At 24.9% G+C, this 2,199-nt stretch carries 3 protein-coding genes; all 3 read left to right on the top strand.

The genetic code is table 11. The features are described from left to right. The first annotated feature begins 120 nt into the window (after nt 1–120). The 3 genes from BLU40_RS17315 to BLU40_RS17325 all read left to right on the top strand — a co-directional run bounded on the left by BLU40_RS17315 (nt 121) and on the right by BLU40_RS17325 (nt 1,889). Nucleotides 121–519: a hypothetical protein gene (locus tag BLU40_RS17315; protein ID WP_090126762.1), complete on the top strand. Its 399-nt coding sequence runs from the start codon at nt 121–123 to the stop codon at nt 517–519. Next, nucleotides 512–784 carry a hypothetical protein gene (locus BLU40_RS17320; protein WP_090126765.1) on the top strand — a complete coding sequence of 91 codons (273 nt, stop codon included), beginning with the start codon at nt 512–514 and terminating at the stop codon, nt 782–784. The genes BLU40_RS17315 and BLU40_RS17320 overlap by 8 nt, the downstream gene beginning before the upstream one ends. 166 nt (nt 785–950) lie before the next feature. Beyond that, on the top strand, nt 951–1,889 hold the full coding sequence (locus tag BLU40_RS17325) for a hypothetical protein (RefSeq protein WP_090126768.1): 939 nt from the start codon (nt 951–953) through the stop codon (nt 1,887–1,889). Nucleotides 1,890–2,199 lie beyond the last annotated feature (310 nt).

A 2,199-nucleotide genomic window follows, 5' to 3' on the forward strand; every position in this document is an offset into this window, starting at 1 on the left:
ACATTTACGAAAATCCTATCGGATTTTCTACGTTAGTGTTTTATTTAGTAAATTTGCAGCTTAAAACACGCTACAAACCATACACAAACCCGTTGTGCATAATTTGAGAATACTCACGGAATGAAAAAAATATTCGGAATTTTATTAATAATTCTCACTTTGAGTTCCTGCAAAAATGAACCATTTTGTTCCGTGAATGAAAATAATGCTGGAAAAGAAATCTATGATTTAGATGAGGCTTCTTGTTTTATAGCATTGAAACTGGACAAAAAAGCATCTGACTTGAATCTGATTCGTAACGCATTAACTGCGGAAGAAAATTATATGAATAAAATCGGACTGATTTCCGAGAATCCGAATTCAGAAAACAGAACTGAACCCAATACTGAATTGGATGTGAATGAACTTGTGGAATATGCTCTGAATAAGGAAAAAGTTGAATTAACAAAAAATAAATTATTAGAAATTTACGATACTGAAATTGAATATTTAAAATTTATAGGAGTTGTAGATGAATAAAAAAGGAACACCAATTTTAGACTTTATTGATGGATTATTTACTAATTCTGAAATGATTATATTTTCAATTCCATATTTAATATTAACTTCAGTTGGAACTGTAATTAAATTATTGTTTCTATCATTACTTTCCATTATTTCATTTAATAAATGGATTAATCTAAAAGATTTATGGAATAAAGAATATTTAAAAACGAATCTTGGAAATCCTTGGAATTTTGTTTTGACTGTTACGTTGATTATTATTTTAATTGTAATTTTATAAAAAACTATGCACAACAACTGGTATATTTTATTGTTTGGTTCTGGCACACTTACGAAAATCCTATCGGATTTTCTTGGTCAGTAATTATTTACTAAATTTATAGCTAAATCACTCAACAAAACATACCAAAAACCGTTAGCCAAAATTAAAAACCTGAATTGAACTAATGAAATTATTAAATCTTTTTATTTTACTGCTTATTATTTCATCTTGCTCAAAACAATCGGAAAAAGAAGAAATAAAAACTTTTCTGAATGGAGGAATTTCTACATCTTTTATTATTAATAATCAAAATGAGAATTTTGAAAAAAACTTAAGAAATAGGCTGGATTTTTTAACACACAAAGAATCATTTGAATATGATTTAAGTAAAGAAAAAAACATTTACACAATTAAATTACCATTTATATTAAGTAAAAGTAAAATAAACAATTTGTTGTTTTCGCGAGGAGAAGTTTTCATAAAAAAAGACGATTCAATATATTTTGACTCAAACTCATTCAGGAAAGAAAAATTCAACATAAATGAATTCCCTTTTCAAAGACTTAATTTAAATTTCAAAGAAGAATTTATAGAGACATTTAGAAATTTTACTACAAAATACAATAATCAAAATATCGATATTTATGTAGATAGTACATTAATAATGAACCCAAAAATAAGAAACACAATTGCAAATGGAAAATTAATGGTATCAACGTTAAATTCAGATGCTTTTAATTCTGACATTCTTAACGCAGTTTTTAATTGTCAATATGAAAATGAAGTATTCAAAACAATAGAGCAAAAAATTCTTTTAAAGAGTGATAATAAATTAGTAGAAATACCCGAAAAATACAATGATTTATATAATCAATTATGGAACTTTATCTCAATAAGAGGTTTAACGATTATAAAAAATAATACAAATTTAGAATCTAAAAAAGAACTTGAAACAAGTCTTAAAATAGGTATGATTAGAAATAATGACTTTTATGGATTTTTAGCAAATTCCAATGTTAAATCAATCTCTGATTTAAATGAAATATTTTTTCATTTTCAAGGTTATTTAAGTCAATATGATTATCAAAATTTAAATAAAAAGATAGACTCATTAAGATTGTAATTATGAAATAAACTTTGGCTAACACTGTTTATATTTTATAGCTAGGTTCAAGCACATTTACGAAAATCCTATCGGATTTTCTACGTTAGTGTTTTATTTAGTAAATTAGTAGCTTAAAAAACGCTACAAAACATACACAAACCCGTTGGTTAAAATTACGATTACAAAATTTATAATGAGTAAACTCAAAAATTTCATAACGAATTTAAATGATGCAGAATTAGTATCTTTCTATCATTTCAGATTCAAAACGTTTATGAAAAACTCTCAAATGGTTATTTTAAATGAGTTAAAAAGTCGGAATATTAAA

Origin of the sequence: Lutibacter oricola (genome assembly GCF_900106565.1) — a bacterium.
GTDB lineage: Bacteria > Bacteroidota > Bacteroidia > Flavobacteriales > Flavobacteriaceae > Lutibacter > Lutibacter oricola.

Excerpts from the sequence above, each read along its gene's own strand:
- BLU40_RS17315 (WP_090126762.1), top strand. The coding sequence starts at position 121 with ATGAAAAAAATATTCGGAATTTTATTAATAATTCTCACTTTGAGTTCC.
- BLU40_RS17320 (WP_090126765.1), top strand. The coding sequence starts at position 512 with ATGAATAAAAAAGGAACACCAATTTTAGACTTTATTGATGGATTATTT.
- BLU40_RS17325 (WP_090126768.1), top strand. The coding sequence starts at position 951 with ATGAAATTATTAAATCTTTTTATTTTACTGCTTATTATTTCATCTTGC.